The organism is Burkholderia paludis, from assembly GCF_000732615.1.
Classification (GTDB): domain Bacteria; phylum Pseudomonadota; class Gammaproteobacteria; order Burkholderiales; family Burkholderiaceae; genus Burkholderia; species Burkholderia paludis.
On record NZ_JPGL01000006.1, the window covers coordinates 169,194 to 185,640 of the forward strand.

Annotated in this window: 11 protein-coding genes and 1 pseudogene; 6 read left to right on the forward strand and 6 right to left on the reverse strand. The window is 66.7% G+C overall.

Annotation, left to right across the window (positions count from 1 at the left end; genetic code table 11):
* Window positions 1-131 precede the first annotated feature (131 nt).
* Both GQ56_RS0103440 and GQ56_RS0103445 read right to left on the reverse strand, forming a co-directional pair.
* Window positions 132-3,482 (reverse strand): ESPR-type extended signal peptide-containing protein, encoded by a 3,351-nt coding sequence (locus GQ56_RS0103440; protein WP_031397314.1) that lies wholly within the window; start codon window positions 3,480-3,482, stop codon window positions 132-134.
* A 262-nt stretch (window positions 3,483-3,744) separates the two neighbouring features.
* Entirely contained in the window at window positions 3,745-3,948 is a 204-nt protein-coding gene (locus GQ56_RS0103445; RefSeq protein WP_031397315.1) for a hypothetical protein, read from the reverse strand.
* Between the two features lie 507 nt (window positions 3,949-4,455).
* On the opposite strand from GQ56_RS0103445, the gene GQ56_RS0103450 reads away from it, so the two are divergent.
* From GQ56_RS0103450 to GQ56_RS0103465, 4 genes are all read left to right on the forward strand, one after another.
* Complete coding sequence (locus GQ56_RS0103450; RefSeq protein WP_031397316.1) at window positions 4,456-4,965, forward strand: fimbrial protein; 510 nt, start codon at window positions 4,456-4,458, stop codon at window positions 4,963-4,965.
* A 65-nt stretch (window positions 4,966-5,030) separates the two neighbouring features.
* A complete protein-coding gene (locus GQ56_RS0103455; protein ID WP_081894810.1) occupies window positions 5,031-7,517 on the forward strand; it encodes a fimbria/pilus outer membrane usher protein in 2,487 nt (828 codons plus the stop codon).
* Between the two features lie 3 nt (window positions 7,518-7,520).
* Window positions 7,521-8,261, forward strand: a complete 741-nt coding sequence (locus GQ56_RS0103460) for a fimbrial biogenesis chaperone (protein WP_031397318.1) — start codon at window positions 7,521-7,523, stop codon at window positions 8,259-8,261.
* On the forward strand, window positions 8,258-9,292 hold the full coding sequence (locus GQ56_RS0103465; protein ID WP_031397319.1) for a fimbrial protein: 1,035 nt from the start codon (window positions 8,258-8,260) through the stop codon (window positions 9,290-9,292). The genes GQ56_RS0103460 and GQ56_RS0103465 overlap by 4 nt, the downstream gene beginning before the upstream one ends.
* Before the next feature lie 167 nt (window positions 9,293-9,459).
* Here the strand turns inward: GQ56_RS0103465 and GQ56_RS0103470 are convergent, their stop codons facing one another.
* Both GQ56_RS0103470 and GQ56_RS0103475 read right to left on the reverse strand, forming a co-directional pair.
* Complete coding sequence (locus tag GQ56_RS0103470; protein ID WP_031397320.1) at window positions 9,460-10,446, reverse strand: hypothetical protein; 987 nt, start codon at window positions 10,444-10,446, stop codon at window positions 9,460-9,462.
* Window positions 10,447-10,733: 287 nt separating this feature from the next.
* Window positions 10,734-11,210, reverse strand: a complete 477-nt coding sequence (locus GQ56_RS0103475; protein ID WP_031397321.1) for a GNAT family N-acetyltransferase — start codon at window positions 11,208-11,210, stop codon at window positions 10,734-10,736.
* Window positions 11,211-11,517: 307 nt separating this feature from the next.
* Here GQ56_RS0103475 and GQ56_RS0103480 point away from each other — a divergent pair, with 307 nt between their 5' ends.
* Entirely contained in the window at window positions 11,518-13,182 is a 1,665-nt protein-coding gene (locus GQ56_RS0103480) for an ABC transporter ATP-binding protein (RefSeq protein ID WP_031397322.1), read from the forward strand.
* Window positions 13,183-13,218: 36 nt separating this feature from the next.
* Here GQ56_RS0103480 and GQ56_RS0103485 read toward each other — a convergent pair whose 3' ends face one another.
* The gene (locus GQ56_RS0103485; RefSeq protein ID WP_031397323.1) at window positions 13,219-14,256 is read right to left on the reverse strand and encodes an aldo/keto reductase; all 1,038 of its coding nucleotides are present in this window, start codon (window positions 14,254-14,256) and stop codon (window positions 13,219-13,221) included.
* 131 nt (window positions 14,257-14,387) lie between these two features.
* Here GQ56_RS0103485 and GQ56_RS39135 point away from each other — a divergent pair.
* A pseudogene (locus GQ56_RS39135) lies at window positions 14,388-15,238 on the forward strand (LysR family transcriptional regulator).
* A 13-nt stretch (window positions 15,239-15,251) separates the two neighbouring features.
* Here the strand turns inward: GQ56_RS39135 and GQ56_RS0103495 are convergent.
* The gene (locus tag GQ56_RS0103495) at window positions 15,252-16,391 is read right to left on the reverse strand and encodes a hypothetical protein (protein ID WP_052007131.1); all 1,140 of its coding nucleotides are present in this window, start codon (window positions 16,389-16,391) and stop codon (window positions 15,252-15,254) included.
* Between the last annotated feature and the right edge of the window lie 56 nt (window positions 16,392-16,447).

Sequence of the window (16,447 nt, forward strand, 5' to 3'; positions counted from 1 at the left end):
GGCGCTTCATGATCCTCTCGCTAAAAAAAAACGCGGCTGCGCCCAAGGCACAACCGCGTGTGAAGCCCGCGCGACGAACCTGCCGCGCGGAACGAGCCACCCGACGCATCGCGCCGGGCTTGCCGGGGCACTCAGAACTCGTAGCCCACTTGCGCGCGCACACCCGCATCGCCGGTCGACGTGATCGACAGCGCGCCGTTCATCAGCCACTTGCCGTCGCGCGACCGGTACGTCGCGCCGGCCGCGATCGCGCTGCCGCCCTTGTAGGTCGCGCCGCCCGCCGCGACGACCGTCTTGCCGGGGCCCGACGGCGTCAGGTTCGGCATCGCCATCGCCGCCGCGATACCGGCATACGCGTTCTTCGCGACCTGGTTGATCGCACGGTTCGTGTCGTCGAAACGCTGGTTCATCGAGCTGCTCAGCGCGCCGACCGAGCTATCGGTATAGCTGTTCGCCGACTTCAGCGCGTCGTTCACCTGCTGCACGTTCGCGGCGTCCGTCGGCGCGGTGCCGGCCGCGACGTTCGTGATCGTGCGTTCGCTGCCGGCCGCGCCGACCGACACGCTGTTCGCGCGATCGGCCACCGAGCCCGCTCCGAGTGCGACCGCGTTGTCCGCGCTCACGCCGGCGTTCGAGCCGAGCGCGGTGCCGCTGTTCACGCCGTCCGCGACCGCCGCGCCCGAGCCGCCTGCCGTGTTGCCGGCGCCCGAACCTGCGTAGACGGGCGTCGTCGCGGCGGCGTCCTGCGACGCATCGGTGCCGTCGAAGTAGCCGTTGCCCGGCTTCGCCGTGACGGGGCCGAGGCGGCCGCTGATGTCGTCCACCTGCGTCTGCAGTGCGTACAGCTGGCTGCCGTTCACCGCGTCCGTGCTCGTCGCGTTGACCGTGCCGTTCGCGACGTTGGTCAGCGTGACCGCCGCGTGGCCGATGCCGCCCAGCGTGACCGAGCCGAGGTTCGGCGAGCCGTCCGCGAGGCGGTCGTACATCACCGCGCCTTGCAGCTGCGTGCCGACGTCGCCGAGCTGCGCCTGCACGTTCTTCAGTTGCGACAGGTTCACCGCGTCGTTGTCGGCGGTGCCGTCCGCGACGTTGTGGATCTGCGTGCCGTTCGCGCCGCCGAGCGTGATCGAGGCCTGCGATGCGTCGCCGTACTTCACCGCGAGCTGGTCGAGGTCGCCGATCTGGCCTTGAGCGGCCTTGAGTTGCGACACGTTGACCGCATCGGAATCGGCGACACCGTTCGCGACGTTCGCCAGCGTGCGCGCATTGCCGCCCTGGTCGGCGAAGTTCACGCGTGCGCCGTCAGTGCCGGCGCCGACCGTGAGGTCCGCGCCTGCCGCTGCCTGCTGCACGAGACCGACCTGACCCGACGAAATGCGGTCGCCCAGTTGCGTCACGCTGTTGTCGATGTTCGTCACGCGGGTATCGAGCGTCGACAGGTTGTTGTTGACCGTCGTGATCTGGTCGCCGAGTTGCGTCGCCGTGGCGTTGAGCTGGCCGACGTTCGCCGCGTCGTGATCGGCCGTGCCGTTCGCGACGTTGTGGATCTGCGTGCCGTTCGCGCCGCCGAGCGTGATCGAGGCCTGCGATGCGTCGCCGTACTTCACCGCGAGCTGGTCGAGGTCGCCGATCTGGCCTTGAGCGGCCTTGAGTTGCGACACGTTGACCGCATCGGAATCGGCGACACCGTTCGCGACGTTTGCCAGCGTGCGCGCATTGCCGCTCTGGTCGGCGAAGTTCACGCGCGCGCCGTCGATGGCTGCACCTACCGTGAGATCCGCGCCCGGTGCGGCTTGTTGCACGAGGCCGATGGTGCCGCTGCCGATCTGCTGTTGCAGATTCGTGATGTTCGTTTCGCTGGTCGTGACGCGGCCGTCGAGATTCGTGATGCTCGTTTCGTTGCTCGTCACACGGCCGTCGAGGTTCGTGATGTTCGTCTCGTTGGTCGTGACGCGGCCGTCGAGGTTCGTGATGCTCGTCTCGTTGGTCGTCACGCGACCGTCGAGGTTCGTGATGCTCGTTTCGTTGCCGGTCACACGGCCGTTGAGGTTCGTGATGCTCGTTTCGTTGCTGGTCACACGGCCATCGAGGTTCGCGATGTTCGTCTCGTTGGTCGTCACGCGGCCATCGAGATTCGTGATGTCGCCCTGGGCCGTCTTCAGCCCGCCGTCGAGCGCATCGAGCGCATCACCGACCGTATTCTGCGTACCGCCCTGCACGTTGTACGTCGGCACGATGACGGCGCCGGTGTTCACATCGGTCGATGCGCCGCCGCCGAGCGCATCCGTGATGCCCTGAAGCTGCGACACGTTTACCGCGTCGGTGGCCATCGTGCCGGCCGCCATGTTCGCGATCTGGCGCAGGTTTCCGGTCCCGCCGACCGACACCGTGTTGGCGCGTGATACGCCCGAGCCCGCGCCGAGAGCGACCGAGTTGGTTGCCGTTGCGCTGACCGTTGCGTTCGCGCCGAGCGCCATCGACGAGGTCGCGCCGGACAGGACCTTGGCACCCGAGCCAAGCGAGACCGCGCTGCCGGCCGCGGCCGTCGCGTTGTTGCCCAGGCCAACCGCATTGGTGGCCGTCACCGAGCTATTCGTGCCGAAAGCGGCGGCATTGCCGCCCGACGCCGTCGCTTGGTAGCCGATCGCGGTGCCGTTGTTCGCGGTCGCGCGGGCATTCTGGCCCACCGCGATCGCGCCGTTCGCTGCTGCGCTCGCGCTTGCGCCGACCGCGACGGAACCCACGCCCGTGCTGCGCGTGCTCATGCCGACCGCGAGGGAATACTGGCCGGTTGCCGAAGCGGGGCCGGTCGGGCTGCTCACCGAGAGATACGGGCTACCGGTCGCCGAGATGTTCTCGACGCTCGTGACACGCGTGTCGAGGTTCGACAGCGCGTCGCCGACCGTGTGGTAATCGGTGCCCTTCAGCGTGTAGGTCGGCGCGACGATCGTGCCGTCAATCGCGACCGACGCACCGCCGCCGAGCGATGCCGCGACGCTTTGCGCGGTGTTCGTCAGTTGCGTGAAATTGACTGCGTCGGTGGCTTGCGTACCGGCGGCCACGTTCGTGATCTGCCGCTCGTTGCCGGCGGAGCCGACGGACACGCTTTGCGCGCGGTCCGCGATGCTGCCCGAGCCGAGGGCGACGCTGCCGGTTGCGGCGGCATCGACCGTTGCGTTCTCGCCGAGCGCGACGCTGCCGTCAGGCGTTGCGTTCGCATTCGCGCCCACTGCAAGTGCGCCTTCGCCGGCGGCGCTCGCGCCGGTGCCGAGCGTGACCGCGTTCGTGCCGTCGGCCTGGATGCCGGCGACGTCGGCATGCGCGCCGGAAGCGAAGCCGACGCCGGCCGCGATGGCCGTCAGCGCGATGACGGCGGTGCGCGTGCCGCGCGCCGCGCCCTTGCGATGGCCGCGTGCATGTTCGGAGACGGCCGTCCAGGTGTTCGTGACCGCGTTCCAGACCACTCGATATGCGTTGTTCATGACTGCCCCTGTTTGAAGAGTTGATCGACAGGGATAGGTTATTTTTCGGGCGGATCGCTGAATATGTGATCGGTCAGATAGCCGATCTGACCAGTCTGAATTTCGGGCGTCGGACCGGTTCGATGTGATGTCTGAAGAATGGTGAGAAAAGCGCGGCGAGGCTTGACTGGCGGCGTTTACGGTGGGGTCGGATGCGGACTGCCATCGACGCGGCACACGAGGTTGAGTGATGCGATGAAGCGGCAGGAACGACGCGAATCGGTCAGTCTTTCCATGCATCGCGCGGCATCGGCAACGGCATCGATTCGAGCATCTGCCGCCACTGCTCGACGAGTTGCTTGCGCTGGCTGCTCGATGCAAGCAGGTACTTGTTCATCTGCGAGATGAACAACTGGCGTTGGGCGTCGGTGAGTCCCGCGAAGGTGAGCAGGATCTGCTGAAGCGCCAGGTGGTTGTTTTTCGACACTTGATCCTCGCGGCGTTGATCCGGCGAGCACGGCGATGTCCGTCGTGACCGGTAATCGCCGTGTTCGCGCGGCCACGCGAACGGGCGATGCTCGTCGTAATGGCGAAAAAGTGTAAGACGCGTTTGACGATTAGCCCATCTGACCAATCTGAATCTGGCGGCACGCTCGCGCAGATCGTCATTGATGGTTGATCGCGGCTGTGCGCGCGTGAATCGATGCCGTATGAACTTCGACGGACGCATGCTGTAAACACGCGACTTCTCATTCCGTGTAATCGCACGGAAACCCAATCCGACTGGTCCCGATTCGCGCGAACCCGCACCGGAACACCTTCGTTCCATGCGCGAACATGCTTTCCCCGCGCGCCGAACCGAATCGCATGACTTGCGCGCGACACGCCTTCACATTTCTTACCAGTCAGATATCGCCAACTGCGCGCGCTTCCGATAATCCACCCCGTACGCAATTCCGCGTGCATTTCGACCAAAGAAAGTACGGATATCAAAATGAAGAAGGTAATCGCAGCAGCGGCATTCGCCGCAGTGTCGGCATCCACGTTCGCCGCCAACCCGGGCACGATCACGTTCCAGGGCGAGATCGTCGCCGGCGCATGCGGCATCAGCGCCGACACGCTCGACCAGACCGTGTCGCTCGGCCAGGTGCCGTCGAACGTGTTCAAGAAGGTCGGCGATCGCTCGCAGGCCCAGCAGTTCAACATCGTGCTGACCGACTGCGATACGTCGACGCAGAGCAACGCGTATTTCACGTTCACGGGCGCATCGGATTCGGCGAACCCGGAACTGTTCGCCACGACGGGCAGCGCCGCGAACGTCGGCATCCGCCTGCAGTCGTCGTCGAACGAATACCTGAAGAACGGCACCGAGCAGTCGGCGCCGGTCGTGCTGTCGAACGGCGACAACACCGTGAAGTTCGGCGCGATGTACGAAGCGACGGGCGCATCGGTCACGCCGGGTATCGCGAACTCGGTCGCGAACTTCACCGTGCGCTACCAGTAATCGTCGGGAGTCCCGGGGAGGGACGTCGTCCCTCCTCCCTTCCGCTTCCCTCCGGCTGAATTTTCGTGAATACCCAACGGCGCGTTCTCGGCGTCTTCGTGACCTGCCTGCTGGCCGCGAAGCACGTCCACGGAACCGAATTCAACTCGCAGTTCCTGAGCGTCGACGATGCGAAGGACGTCGATCTCACGCAGTTCGCGCGCGCCGACTATGCGGTTCCCGGAGCGTATCTGCTCGACGTCGTCCTCAATGGCCGGACGATGACGACGCGCGCGATCGACTACGTCGCGTCGGCGCAGCCCGACCAGCGCGACGCGAGCGTCGCGTGCGTGCCGGCTGACCTCGTCGAGCAGATGGGCCTCAGGCAGACCGTGCTGGTCACGCTGCCACGCGTGCATGACGGCAAGTGCGTCGACCTGCTCGCGATCGACGGTACGTCGATCCGTCACGACAAGGCGAAGTCGCAGTTGCGCATCACGATTCCGCAGGTCGCGTTCGAGTACAGCGACCCCGACTATGTACCGCCGGCCGCGTGGAGCGACGGCGTGACGGGCGCGCTGCTCGACTACCGGCTGATCGGCACGACGTCGCACGGCCCGGGTTCGCAGAGCAGCACGCTGCAAAGCTACGGCACGCTCGGCGCGAACGCCGGCGCGTGGCGCATTCGCGGCGACTACCAGGCGCAGTTCGCCGCGGGCGGCAACGCGAATTTCGGCGGCAGCACGAAGACGTTCCAGTTCAACCGGTTGTACGCGTTTCGCGCGTATCCGAAGCTCGGGTCGACGGTCTCGCTCGGCCAGAACTACCTGAACTCGGACATCTTCGACACGTTCGCGCTGGAAGGCGCGACGATGCAAAGCGACGACCGGATGCTGCCACCCGGCATGCGCGGCTATGCGCCGCTGATCGCGGGCGTCGCGCGTACCAACGCGACCGTCGTCGTGTCGCAGCAGGGGCGTGTGCTCTATGCGACGCGCGTGCCGCCGGGCGCGTTCGCGCTGCAGGATTTTTCGTCGAGCGTGCAGGGCGCGCTCGATGTCGAAGTGCAGGAAGAAGACGGCAGTACGCAGCGCTTCACCGTGCAGAGCGCGGCCGTGCCGTTCCTCGCGCGCGAAGGCGAGCTGCGCTACCGCGCGGCGACCGGCAAGCCACGCCTGTTTGGCGGCGCGGGCGTCACGCCGGTGTTTGGCTTCGCGGAAGCCGCGTACGGGTTGCCGCACGATTTCACCGTGTACGGCGGCGCGATCGGCGCGTCGGGGTATGCGGCGATCGCGCTCGGGCTCGGCAAGAATCTCGGCGCGTTCGGCGCGGTGTCGGCCGACGTTACGACCACGCGCGCGCGCCTGTGGTGGAACGGCGAAACGCGTACCGGGCGCTCGTACCGCTTCAACTACTCGAAGCATTTCGATGCGTTCGATTCGGACCTGCGCTTCTTCGGCTACCGCTTCTCCGAACGCACGTATACGACGTTTCCGCAGTACTACGGCGACCCGAGCGCGGCCGCGCTCGCGCCAGGCAGGCAGCGCTTCTCGATCAGTCTCGCGAAGCGCGTGATGGACGTGTCGACGTATCTGTCGTACGACCACACGAGCTACTGGAACCGGCCGTCCGACGAACGGATCGGGGTGACGGCCGCGAAGACGGTGCGCGTCGGCCCGCTGCGCAATGTGTCGCTGAACCTGTCGGCCTACCGCACGCGCAGCGCGTCCGGGTCGGGCAATCAGATGTTCCTGTCCGCGACGATTCCGTTCGGGTCGCGCCAGACGGTGACGACGAGCATCACGTCGGCAAGCGGCGGTGGTACCAACGCGACCGTCGGCTATCTCGGCGGCGACGACAAGGGGCTCGGCTATTCGCTGTATTCCGGGTCGATCGACGGCGTCGCGACGGCGAGCGGCAACCTGCGCAAGCAGTTCAGTACCGTCGCGGCCAACGTGCAGGCAGCGGCGAACGCGCGCTCGAACACGTCAGCGTCGGTCGAGCTGGACGGCTCGTTCGTCGCGACGCGGTACGGCGTGACCGCGCATTCGAACAGCTACAACGGCGACACGCGCCTGCTGGTGTCGACCGACGGCGTGCCGGACGTGCCGTTCTCCGGCACGCAGGCGCATTCGGACGCGCGCGGTTACGCGGTGCTCGGCGCGATTTCGCCGTTCAGCACCTTCGACGCGCGCGTCAACACCAATCGCGCGTCGTTGCAGACGACGGTCGCGAACCCGGTGCAGCGCGTCGTGCTGACCGACGGCGCGATCGGCTACGTGCACTTCGACACCGCGCATGGCGAGAACGCGCTCGTCGCGCTGATGCTGCCTTCCGGCAAGGAAGTGCCGTTCGGCGCGTCGGTGGTCGACCGCAAGAGCGGCAAGGAAGTGGGCATCGTCGGCGAGCGCGGCGTCACGTACCTGACGAGCGTGCGCCGGGACGCGGAGCTGGCGGTGCGGATCGCCGAACGCGAAATCTGCCGCATCGCGGCGCTGCCGCCCGAGATGAAGCTCGGCGCCGATCCGGTGCGGATCGATTGCGTCGATTCCAACCTGATTTCTGAAAGGTAAGAGATGAACCCGAACCTGTTGAAACGCTCCGCGCGCTTGATCGCGGCCATTGCGTGCGTGACGCTGGCAGCGGCTGCCGCCCGTGCGGCGGTCGTCCCCGATCGCACGCGCGTGATCTACGATGGCGACGCGCAATCGCAGAGCGTGACCGTCGCGAACAAGAGCGATACGTACCCGTATGTGGTGCAGTCGTGGATCGAGGACGAGAGCGGCAAGAAGATCACGTCGCCGTTCATGGTGCTGCCGCCGCTGCAGCGGATCGAGCCCGGCGAGCGCAACGTGCTGCGGATCGTGAAGCTGCCCGGCGATGCGCTACCCGTCGATCGCGAATCGGTGTTCTACCTGAACATCCGCGAGATTCCGCCGAAGACCGACGCCGTCAACGCGATCCAGATCGCGCTGCATTCGAAGCTGAAGCTGTTCTATCGGCCGAAGGGCCTGCAGCCGGCGGCGGATGAAGATCCGACGCTGCCGATGACGGTGAAGCTCGATCCGGCGACGCGCAAGCTTGTGCTGGACAACCCGACGCCGTATCACGTGACGGTGGTCAAGCTGCTCGCGGGCGAAGACAGGCGGCCGCTGAAATTCACCGGCGTGATGGTGTCGCCGAAGTCGGCCGCGACGACGGACGTGGCGGGCCCGCTGCCCGCGATGCTGGCGGTCGTGCACATGAACGACTCGGGCGGTGAAACGGCCGTCAGGTATGCGTGTGACGCGTCGGCTTGCCGGAGCCAGCCGAAATGAGCGCGGCGCACGGTTTGCATCGCGCGCGTGCGCGCGTCGTCGAGGTGTGCGTGCGCCTGCTGCTGGCATTCGGGCTGCTGGCCGTTGCGCAGTCGACCTGGGCCGTGCGCTGCCTGACGAGCAGCGGTGCCGACCAGTTCGTCGAGCCGATCGGCTCGGTGCAGACCTATCCGGTCAATGCGCCCGACGGCTACGTGATCTGGATCTCGCCGACGCGCACGACCACCGGCTACTGCTACAAGGACCTGGGCGCCGGTTCGCTGACGTTCGACGACCCGATCTCGTTCTATGCGAACCCGAATGGCGAGAACCCGCTCGCGTGGGGCCTCGAGATCGGCATTCGTTATCTGGGCGTCGATTATTTCGGTGCGGGCAACCAGCCGGGCACCGGCGTGCCGACCGGGTTCGTCGTGCCGATCTGCAGCGATGCGAATTTCGCGGAGGGGCTGTGCCCGAAGATTCCGGTGAGCATCACATACCAGGTCGTCGTCCGGAAGGCCGGGACTTGGGTCGGCATCCCGCAGGATACCTATGCGGCATTTCAGTTCGACGGCGTGAAAGGGTTGAATTGCTGCAACACGAGTTTCCGGTACATCCTGAGCGGGCTGGAGAACCTGAAGCCGACGCCGTGCGTCGTCGACGTGACGGTCACGCCCGAGCCGGGCATCGTCGACTTCGGATCGGTGCAGGCCACGCCGACCGGTTTTTCGCCGGTGACGCCCACGCAGCCGTTCTCGCTCGCGCTCACCAAGCAGCAATGCGATACGTCCGTGAAGATACAGGGCTATTTGGACACGTCGAATCCGGTGCAGGGCAACCTGGTGCTGCCGTCGAGCGACAGCGGGTTCGGCGTGGCGATCCATGACGCAAAAGGAGCGGAAGTGCCGTTGCGCGAGCCGTTCGATCTCGCGAATTTCTCGGCGACGCAGACGCGCATCGACGTGCCGTTCACCGCGACGCTCAAGTCGCTCGGCAGGCCGAAGATCGGGCCGTTCACGGCCACGGTGACGGTGCAGGTGCTGTACGACTGACCTTGCGGCGCATGCGCGGCCATTTGCCGATTCAACAAGAACCCCGCGTTCAGCGGGGCATTCCGAGGGCGGGCGAAACCCGGTGATAACGGGGAACCCGAGAGAGACCGTCCGTGTCTGTTTGCCGCCGATTTCGAAAGAAGCGGCGGTTTTTTTATGGGCGGCGGTTACGAGCCGGTGCCGGCCGACGGTTCGCCGAGCCGATACGCGGTAAAGAACTCGTACCATGGCGACCCGTTGTCGACCGGCACGTTCAAGGCGGACACACGTTGCCTGAGCGCCGTGAACACGGTATTGATCGACGCCTTCTGCGCCGCGTCGTTGAACGGATATGGCCGCGATCTTCCCGCCGCGAACGCGCCGTAGGCGATCGCGAGCAAGCGCGCGTTATCGTCGATGCTGCCGATCGACGTATCGATCGTGTCGATGAAATGCGCGCGGTCCGCATCGCGCGACGCCGACAGGCACAGAAACACGAGTGCGGACAGTTCGTGCGGTTCGGCCGCGCGCATCAGGCCGGGCAGGCGCGCGACGATTTTGTCCACAGGTTCGTCGCGCAGCGCATCGCCGAAGTCGAGCACGGCGGTCATCGGATTGTGGTCCTGTTCGACGCGGTCAAGCGGCGGCTTGCCGGCAGCGCTCGTCGGCGGCGCGCGCAACGCGTCGGCCACCTGCTGCGTCCAGTCCGGAAAGATCATCCGCACGTTGCCGAACTGCTCGCCGCCTTCCGCGGCCGGATTCCATCGATAGACGATCGTGCCGCCGCGCAGGAACGGCGAATACAGGTGCTCGGGCGTCTGCGGCAGCGGCCGCCGGTTGATCGGCAGCCACGCGAGCGTCAGCCAGTCGTAGCGGCCGGTGGCGGGCACTGAAGCGCCTGAACTCGCGACGACTTCCCACGTGCCGCGATTCGCATAACGCCGCCGCGCATCGGGCACCGGCACGGTCTGTCCTTTCGCGGTGTCGAAATACGACGTGCCGGTCACGTTCGCGCCGCTGTCCTGCGCGGGCGTGATGCGGGAAATGACCCATGATGCGCCGTCCGCCGAGCGGTAGTCGGCCGGCTTCAGCGTCGCGACGTCATGCACCATGCGCGTTTCGGCCGCGACAGGGCTCGGGGGAAGGTTGGCGGGGGCGGCGACGATGGACGGCATGGACTTTCCTCGGAAACGGGTGCGGCGTCGGACGCAACGCGTCGCACGCGGATGGCGCACGGCGGTGCGGGTTGTTTTCAATCACTGTAGAACTTCGCCGCCGGAAACGGAAATCGTCAGATTCGGCGCAGTCGGCTTGCATGCTCCCTCGTTCCGCCGCTTCGGCTTTATCCAGGGGCCGACGTTTGCTTGCGTTCCTGCATACAGCGCGTTGAAGGCAGGGGCGGGCATGCGGCCGTCTTCGTCGGGCAAGGTGACTGATGAGTCGTGCGCCCGGCCGTGCGCACTCAGCGCGACAATTCCTTCCGGTAGAGCACGGCCCCCGGCTTTTCCGCGACGGTGTCGTAGAGCCGCATCGCCGTGTGGTTCGTCTCGTGAGTCTGCCAGTACACGCGTTCGGCGCGATGCGCACGCGCGGTGTCGTACACGGCTTCGATCAGCGCGCGGCCGACGCCCTTGCCGCGCTCGCTGTCGAGCGTGAACAGGTCCTGCAGGTAGCAGGTCGGCCCGGCGAGCGTCGTGCTGCGGTGATACAGGAAATGCACGAGCCCGACGAGCCGGCCGGCGCGCTCGGCGACGAGCGCATGCACCGGTTCGTAGACGTCGAAGAAGCGCGACCACGTGAGCTGGGTGATGCGCAGCGGCAGGGCCGTGTCGTCGAAGCGGCCGTAGAAGCGGTTATAGCCGTCCCACAGCGGCAGCCACTGGTCGTAGTCGTTTTCCGTGACCGCGCGTACGGTCAGTCCGGTGTCGTTGGCGTTCATGTTGGCTGGCCTTTCGATGAGGAGGGCGCGCGCTGGCGATCGGGCCGGCGCGTCGCAGGTCTCCACGATAGGAAGTTCGCGGCACCATGGGTAGGCCCATGGCGACAGCATTTCATGGTGCCACGACCAATGGCCGGGCATCCGCGGAACAGGGTCGTGACGACGCGGCCAAGCCGGGCGAGCGCGTCCCGGCTTCGCGACAAGGTGTCGCCGCCATGCCGCCGGAACGCCGTCATGCGTTTCCTTTCGATCTGTTAGACTTTCCGCCCGCCTGTCGCCATCCGGGTCGCCCCCGGGTTTTCGCGTCATGAACGAACACCACGCGCCGAATCCGATTACCGAGGTGCTGCGAGCCTACTGGAAGGCCGATCGCTGGATGTTGCTGACGGTCGCGGCGGTGGTCGTCCTGTCGAGTGCGAGCGCCGTTGCCGCGCCTTACCTGTTCTCGCGCCTGATCGACGCGCTGTCGCATCGCGGCGTGCTCCAGGCACTGATCCCCGGCTTCGTGCTCTATGCGGTGCTGCTGGGCCTGTCCAGCGCGCTGCAACGCGTGGTGCAGTATCTGTCCTTCATGAGTTCCGAGAATCTCGGATTCATCACCGGCACGCGCTTCTTCGAGCGCATCCTGAAGAAGACCACGGCCTTCTTCGTCGAACACAACCCGGCCGAAATACAGAATGCGAACGAGCGCGGCAGCCGCGCACTGTCGGTGCTCGTGCAGCTCGCGCTGATGGACCTGATCCCCGGCACGCTGCAGATCGTGCTGACGCTCGCGACGCTCGGCGCGCTGATCAATTTCGAGGTCGTGGCCATCACGGCCGCCTACGGCGCGGTCGCGGTGACGATCGCGATCGTTGCCGCGCGGCGCTCGCGCGCGTTTCTCGACCGTGCCATCGAGGCCGGGCAGGAGAATGCGCGTTTCGTCGGCGGCGCGATCAATGCGATGGAGACGCTTCGACACTTCGGCAGCCATCGCTGGATGAGTGAACGTTTCACCGAGAAAGCGCGCGTCGAGCGCGACAGCTGGCGCGCGTATGTGCTGCAGCACGTCGGTTATCTCGTGCTGCTGGGGCTCGGCCTCGCGGTCCAGTTCTCGGTGACGTTCTGGCTGCTGCTGCCGCGCCATGAAGCCGGTGCGCTGTCGATCGGCGACATCGTGTTGTTCAACACGTTGCTGCTGCAACTGAACCTGCCGTTCGAAATGCTCGCGCGTTCGATCGACGAGAGCGCGCGCTCCCGCGCGGCCCTCGTGCCGTTCGCGGCGTTGTGGACGGCGCCCGAGGAGCGGCAGGTGTCGCACGCGTCGACGTTCGTGCCGCGCGAAGGGCGCGTGGTGTTCGAGCGCGTCGGTTATGCGTACGGCAACGGGCGCGGCGTGACCGATGTCGATTTCGTCGCCGAGCGCGGGGCGATCACGTTCGTCGTCGGCGAAACGGGGGCAGGGAAATCGACGGTCTTCAAGCTGGCGCTGAAGTCGATCGAACCGACCGGCGGCCGCATTCTCGTCGACGGCGTCGATCTCGCGGACATCGATCGCGCCGACTGGTACGGCGCGGTCGCCGTCGTGCCGCAGGATGTCGTGCTGCTGAACGAAAGCCTGGAGGACAACATCCTGCTCGGCCGGCCGCACGACGCGCGGCGTTTGCGCGAGGCGGCCGCGAAGGCGACGATCCTGCCGTTCATCGACGGCCTGCCGGACGGCTTCCGCACGACGGTGGGCGAGCGCGGGCTGAAGCTGTCCGGCGGCGAGCGCCAGCGCATCGCGATCGCGCGGGCGCTGTACGGGAATCCGACCGTGCTGTTTCTCGACGAGGCGAGTTCCGCGCTCGATGAAGCGACGGAGCGCGACATCATGGAGCACGTGCGGCTGCTGGCCCGCGACGTCACGGTGATCGCGATCACGCATCGGCGCTCGGTCATCGGTGCGGCCGACACGGTCGTGCGGCTCGGCGAGGCGGGCGTCTCGGCGTAGTGCACCTCGACCGCGGCGCCGATCGGCCGTCGCCGCTTACCGAAGGATCGGAGGGTTGAGCTGCGCGAACGCCGGTTGCCGGCGATACGGGAAGTACGGATAGGGCGCTTCCACCGCGCTCGCCGCATCGAGCCTGGCGACCTGCGCATCGGTCAGCGCCCAGCCCGCCGCGCCGAGGTTCTGGCGCAACTGTTCCTCGTTGCGCGCGCCGATGATGACCGACGACACGGTCGGCCGCTGCAGCAGCCAGTTCAGCGCGATCTGCGGCACCGTCTTGCCGGTTTCCTCCGCGATCGCGTCGAGCACGTCGACCACGTCGTACAGGCGTTCGTCGTCGACCGGCGGCCCGTAGCTGGCCGTTTCATGCAGGCGGCTGCCTTCGGGCAGCGGCGCGTTGCGCCGGATCTTGCCGGTGAGCCGGCCCCAGCCGAGCGGGCTCCACACGAGGGCGCCGAGGCCCTGGTCGGCGCCGAGCGGCATCAGGTCCCACTCGTAGTCGCGGCCGACGAGCGAGTAGTAGACCTGATTCGCCACGTAACGCGACCAGCCGTGCCGATCCGCCGCTGCCAGCGACTTCATGATCTGCCATCCCGCGAAGTTCGACACGCCGATGTAGCGCAGCTTGCCCGCGCGCACGAGAGCGTCGAGCGTCGACATCACTTCCTCGACCGGCGTGCCCGCGTCGAACGCGTGCAGTTGCAGCAGGTCGATGGTGTCGGTGCCGAGGCGGCGCAGCGCGTTGTCGACGGCGCTTGCCAGTCGCGCGCGCGACGTGCCCGCGTCGTTCGGGCCGTCGCCGGTCGGCAGGCCCGTTTTCGTCGAGATCAGCACCCGGTCGCGACGCCCCTTGATCGCGGCGCCGAGCACGCGCTCGGATTCGCCGTCCGAATACACGTCGGCCGTGTCGAACAGGTTCACCCCGGCTTCGAGGCAGATGTCGATCAGGCGGCGCGCTTCGTCGACACCCGTGTTGCCCCATGCACTGAACAGCGGGCCGGTGCCGCCGAACGTGCCGGCGCCGAAGCTCAGGACGGGAACCTTGAGGCCGGAGCGGCCGAGGGGGCGATATTCCATGGCGGGTTTCCTTTGGATGTTCGAACTGCCGAGGGGGCGGCCGCGAGGCCAGGCGTCGCCCCACTGTATCGCTTGCGGATATTCCGGATAATTGGGCAGACTTCGAAAATATCCTTCGACAGAGGCGAACAATGCTGCTCGACAATCTCGCGCTGTTCCTGCGCATCGTGGAGAAGGGCGGGCTGGCCGCGGCGGGTCGCGAGGTCGGGCTGTCGCCGGCCACGGTGTCCGAGCGGCTGACGGCGCTCGAGCGCCACTACGGCGCGGCGCTGCTCACGCGCACGACGCGCGCGATCAGCCTGACCGACGAGGGCCGCACGCTCGTCGACGGCGCGCGGCGCCTGCTGGCCGAAGCCGACGAACTCGAAAGCCGTGTGCGGCTGGGCGTGCAGACGCTGTCGGGGCCCGTGCGGCTGAGCGCACCGGCCGATCTCGGGCGCGAGCGCGTCGTGCCGGTCGTCGATGCGTTCCTGGCCGAGCACCCGGGTGTGACGGTCGACCTGCATCTCGGCGACGGTTATGTCGATCTCGTCGGGCAGGGGCTCGATTTCGCGATCCGCCGCGGCATGCTCGCGGACAGTTCGCTGCGCAGCCGCCCGCGTATCTCGCCGCGCACGGCACGCCAACGCATCCGGACGATCTCGCGTCTCACGACTGCATCGTGATGCGTTTCGGGGCGGACCTGTATGCCGAATGGCCGTTCAGCATCGATGGCGAGCCGAAGCGCGTGATCGTGCGCGGCCGCCGCGTGGCCAACGACGGCGCGCTCGTACGCGCGTGGTGCATCGCGGGGCATGGCATCGCGCTGAAGTCGCTGGTCGACGTCGAGCAGGATCTGGCGTCCGGCGCGCTCGTCGAGATCCTGCGCGCCTTCTCGCCGGGCGACGTCGATTTGCAGATCGTCTATCCGGGCAGTGCCGCGCGGCCGAGGCGCGTGCGTGCGCTGATCGACAGGCTGGCGCAGGCGCTGGCGGTAGAGTGAGGGTGGGCTGGCGTCAATCCCACCAGGCGGTGTAGTCGGGGCCGCAGTCGATCTCGGTTGCACGCGGTTCCAGCAAGACGCGCGGCACGAACGGCCTGACGGGTGGCTGTGCAGCGGCCCACTCGGGATAGATACTGCGCCACTTGTCGATCAGCTCGCCTCGCCGGGTTTCGCTGACACTCGCATAGTAGAGGTCGCCATCCGCGTACGGCATCTTCGTCGGTGCGACGTAGTCGGGCAGTGCGGGCGCCTGATCGACCCGGCTGCCGACGAGCGGAATCGCCGTCAGGTTCGGAAGCGTGCTCGATGCCTTCCGCATGCGCCGGTAGGTGCAGACTGACGCGTTGGTGCCGGGCGCATCGCCCGTCACGGGTTCGTAGGGCGGCAGCTGTGCGGCGGCCGGAAGCGTGACCGCGAACAAGTAGACGGGCATGCGTTTCATCGGCCCGATCTTGTCGTAGTTGCGCAGCATCTCGATACCTTCGGGCCATGTGTAGTACCGCCCGATCGACATATCGTGCTGGACGGGTTCACCCGTCGACAAGAGGGTCATGTCGCCCTGCTCGTTCACGTGTACGAGCGGCTTCGAGTCGCCGCCCGTCGCGATGTACAGGATTCCGCGCTCGACGACCATCGCCGGCACCGGGATCGGTGGTGTGCCGCCGTGCTTGCCGCTGTTGGTGTAGATGTGGTGAACGAGCGCCGGCATGTCGATCGTCCGGCGCAGGAAATGCTGTCCGCCGTCCGTCGAGAGCCAGATGAACAGGCGCGGGCACGCCTTGTCCGTGGCGACGCCGGTTTTGCATCGGCTCGACGAATCCTGTCCCGCGTAAATGACGATCGTATCGGGATCGTCGCTGTGGAACGTCATGTATTCGATTCGTGCACCGTCCGGAAAGTCGGTCGATATATGTCGTGCGCTGTCGGCGAAGCGCCAGCGGGTCGAGCGGTAGTTACCGTCCGCGACCGGTTCGGTCAGCAATGCGCGATGCGCATCGAACTGCATGAACGGATAGAGCGGACCGACAACGGTGCGCGGCTTCGGATCCGAAGCGGTCGCGCATGCGCTCAGCAAAGCGGAGGCGGCCAGCGTAGCCGCGGCGCAACGGGCGGCGCGCATGACGCCGGCGGGCTGCAACTTTCGATCGATCATGAACGATCCCGATGGAATGAATGATTTTGTTGTTCGATGAATGGCAGGCACTCTAA